Genomic DNA, 3,126 nt, shown 5'->3' on the forward strand with positions numbered 1-3,126 from the left:
ATGGTTGAAAGTAGTCAAAAATTGATGGAGAAAAAGTAGATGAATGGAATTTAGGCACAACTTACCTATTTTAGATTAGTATACACCAAAATTTGCGACTTTTATCCCGCTACTCCCTAAAAAAGAGAGTGCGGGATTTTTGATTAGGCTGTTAGAACTTATTTATTGTTCTTTTTCATTACTGGAACAGATACCTCAACTAATTTAGCGATCGCTGCAATTAGAGCAGATGTTGCCAAGATAATATTTACTAGGCTATCACCGTTAGACAAATCAGGTTTTACCTGAATATTTTCTGTTGGATTAGAAGTTTCTGTCATCACCATTTTTTCGTTGTTCATAATTTGAGTTTAGATGAAATATAGTTTGTATTTTTATCATTGCTTAAAAAGCCTGAAAATGTGATTGCTCAAAGGTTGTTTTGTAAGCTTTCTATATTTGACTTATGACTGTTGTAGTTATTAATTTTTGCTCTTCTATAAGGTATAAAAATCACTGAAAAACCTATGATCAGACTAGGAATATCTTCAAAAGTAAAACTTGCAGAGATAACTCAATTATCTCACAACGTAATAAATAAATTTTTCACTCAAAATCCTAGAATCTTTACTGCGTAAAGGTTTTGTTATGATGGTCTTATGACTGCCTTTTGATGGTCTTATGATTGCCTTGTGATGGTCTTATGATTGCCTTGTGATTGTTTTATCCTCAACTTATGGCTGTGTAAGTAATTAATCCTGGCTTTCTTACAGTAGTGGCCACACCATAAGAAAAAATGACCTCAAAAAATTTGTCTTATTAAGCCTTGAAGATGAAAAATGTATAATGATCATACAAATCAAGTTTTCTTGGGTTATAAACTCTGCTTGATCTGAGCTTAAGAAATTATTATTTAATAGAACACTGTAGCTATTTTAGAATATCCCTAATCCTATAACCTTTATTATGAGCAGTACAAATCAAAGTAAAAAACCTCCGGTTAGAAAACGGACTTATTTACAAGCAGATGATGATTTGATAGAAAGAGCCAAAAAAGCTATGCAAGAACTAAAAATTGATTCAAAAATTGAACTTTCAGCCATAGCCGACTTGTCTCCCAGTACGATAAATAGATTTTTTCAAAAACAGGCTATTCAGCCTGATAGTTATAATCAAATATGTGAAACTCTTTTTAAGGAACCAGAAGAAACAGTTGCGTTTACAATTAATGGTAGAATTGATAAAAAATTTATAGAAGAGTTAAACAAAATTGTTGAGGTTTTACAACAATTAAGTGTAAGTGACAGTTTGATTTTTATAAAAAAATAAGAATGAAGAATATATGAAATAATACACCATAATCAGTTGAGATTAAGGTTATTCTGAACGCATAATTAACCTGGTGATGAGCAACACAAACCAAGGTGACAGACCTCCCCTTAAAGAACGAAGTTTTTTTGTGGCATATGATGACTTGATAGAAAGAGCCGAAAAATCTATGCAAGAGCTGCAAATTTATTCAAAAAAGGAACTTGCAGAAAAAACCGAATTGTCTCTTAGTACGATAAATAGATTTTTTCAAAAACAGCAAATTCGACCTGATAGTTATAATCAAATATGTGAAACACTTTTGTTAAACGAAAAAATCATAACAGAAGAAGACACAAGTGCGTTTGCAATTGCTGGTAGGATTAATAAAAAATTTAGAAAAGATTTAGAAACTATTATTGAAGTTTTACGAGAATTAACTGATGGTAATATTTATTGTTCTGGCATTGAACTAGGTAGTCTTAAATTAATTTTTGAAGGTTCTCAATCAGGACTAGAAAAACTAGAACAACTTTTTCAATCAGATGAACTAAACAAGAAAATTGCTGAACAAAATCTGGATATAACAGTTGAAAATGTCAGTTTTATGGGTACTAAGTTTTTTGGCAAGTCACAATTAGCCGTTACTATTTCTGGGGATTATGATCAAACTGATGTAAATACTTTAAAATCCGAACTTATAGATACTTCAGCCAACAATATATTTAAGCAAATACCACCAGGAGAAATGCTTTTACTTTTATTATTATTTTTCTTCTTGGCAATGCCTCTTATTTTAGAAGGAATTTTTCCAATAATCTTTCAAGATACACCTAAAATAGAAAATAAAAATGATTTATGGTATCAATTGCCTTTTGAATGAATCAGGCGATCGCTAGTCTTAGTATCAAATTTTTGCTAAGACCAATTCGACTTAATCTGCTTCCCAATCTTCATCTTTTAATCCATCAATTCTGCTAAATTCATTCACATTATGTGTCACCAATACCAAATCATTCGCCAGTGCAATTGAAGCAATTTGCAAATCGTAGGCTCCTATTGGTGTTCCTTTTTTATTTAATTTATCCCGAATATAACCTGCTATTTTTGCCGAACTACTATCAAAATTTAGCAAAGTAAATTGATTAAAAAAACGTTTTAACTTAGCAATATTATCATCAACTTTTTGACTTCGATATGCTCCATAATATAACTCGAACTCAACCACCGTACAAAGATAAATTTGTTTGGGGTTTTCCTGAGCTAATCTCCGAGCAACTGCTTGATTAGTATTATTAATTAGTTTAATGCAGACATTAGTATCTAACAAATAACTCATAATAAAGGTTCTCGTTCCTGATATTCTGGTTGAGGTTCTCGCACTAAAGGTTCACCACTCCAACCTCCAATAACCTCTTCAAAAAATCCCGGTTGCCATCCTTCATATTTAGGCTTAATTTCCACTTCAGTTTCTAAAGCTTGCTCCAAAATTTCTGTGATTTTTTCTTCCAAGCTACGATTATTTTTTGCAGCTAAATCTTTTAATCTATCTATTAAATAAGGCTTGAGTTTTTCTAAAATAATTTGAGTCATTTTTCTTTACATTTACATCAACAATCAACTTATCTTATCATTTTATTATTTTTCCTCAAATTTTTCTACTACTTAACAGCACAATCGGAAAAACAACTCGCTTTTATAAGATTTATAATTCTTGCTATGCTGATTAAATATAAAAGTATTAACAGATAAAGGTTTTAGCCTTTTTTTCTCAAGAAAAATTGCTCCCCTACTCCCCTACTCCCCTACTCCCCTACTCCCCTACTCCCCTACTCCCCT

Annotated in this window: 5 protein-coding genes; 2 read left to right on the plus strand and 3 right to left on the minus strand. The window is 31.3% G+C overall.

Annotation, left to right across the window (positions count from 1 at the left end; translation table 11 throughout):
- Window positions 1-158: 158 nt before the first annotated feature.
- Window positions 159-341, minus strand: coding sequence for a hypothetical protein (locus AC3DU7_RS29685; RefSeq protein ID WP_488042840.1), 183 nt, complete (start codon window positions 339-341; stop codon window positions 159-161).
- 604 nt (window positions 342-945) lie between these two features.
- Here AC3DU7_RS29685 and AC3DU7_RS29690 point away from each other — a divergent pair.
- Both AC3DU7_RS29690 and AC3DU7_RS29695 read left to right on the plus strand, forming a co-directional pair.
- Window positions 946-1,308 (plus strand): hypothetical protein, encoded by a 363-nt coding sequence (locus tag AC3DU7_RS29690; protein WP_488042841.1) that lies wholly within the window; start codon window positions 946-948, stop codon window positions 1,306-1,308.
- 76 nt (window positions 1,309-1,384) lie between these two features.
- Entirely contained in the window at window positions 1,385-2,170 is a 786-nt protein-coding gene (locus tag AC3DU7_RS29695; RefSeq protein ID WP_488042842.1) for a hypothetical protein, read from the plus strand.
- Between the two features lie 51 nt (window positions 2,171-2,221).
- Here the strand turns inward: AC3DU7_RS29695 and vapC are convergent, their stop codons facing one another.
- Window positions 2,222-2,626, minus strand: a complete 405-nt coding sequence (gene vapC / locus AC3DU7_RS29700; RefSeq protein ID WP_488042843.1) for a type II toxin-antitoxin system tRNA(fMet)-specific endonuclease VapC — start codon at window positions 2,624-2,626, stop codon at window positions 2,222-2,224.
- Window positions 2,623-2,880 carry a FitA-like ribbon-helix-helix domain-containing protein gene (locus AC3DU7_RS29705; RefSeq protein WP_488042844.1) on the minus strand — a complete coding sequence of 86 codons (258 nt, stop codon included), beginning with the start codon at window positions 2,878-2,880 and terminating at the stop codon, window positions 2,623-2,625. Before AC3DU7_RS29705 ends, vapC begins: the two co-directional genes overlap by 4 nt.
- Window positions 2,881-3,126 lie beyond the last annotated feature (246 nt).

It is taken from the genome of Okeania sp., assembly GCF_983059655.1.

Excerpts from the sequence above, each read along its gene's own strand:
- vapC (WP_488042843.1), bottom strand. The coding sequence starts at position 2,626 with ATGAGTTATTTGTTAGATACTAATGTCTGCATTAAACTAATTAATAAT.
- AC3DU7_RS29705 (WP_488042844.1), bottom strand. The coding sequence starts at position 2,880 with ATGACTCAAATTATTTTAGAAAAACTCAAGCCTTATTTAATAGATAGA.
- AC3DU7_RS29690 (WP_488042841.1), top strand. The coding sequence starts at position 946 with ATGAGCAGTACAAATCAAAGTAAAAAACCTCCGGTTAGAAAACGGACT.
- AC3DU7_RS29695 (WP_488042842.1), top strand. The coding sequence starts at position 1,385 with ATGAGCAACACAAACCAAGGTGACAGACCTCCCCTTAAAGAACGAAGT.
- AC3DU7_RS29685 (WP_488042840.1), bottom strand. The coding sequence starts at position 341 with ATGAACAACGAAAAAATGGTGATGACAGAAACTTCTAATCCAACAGAA.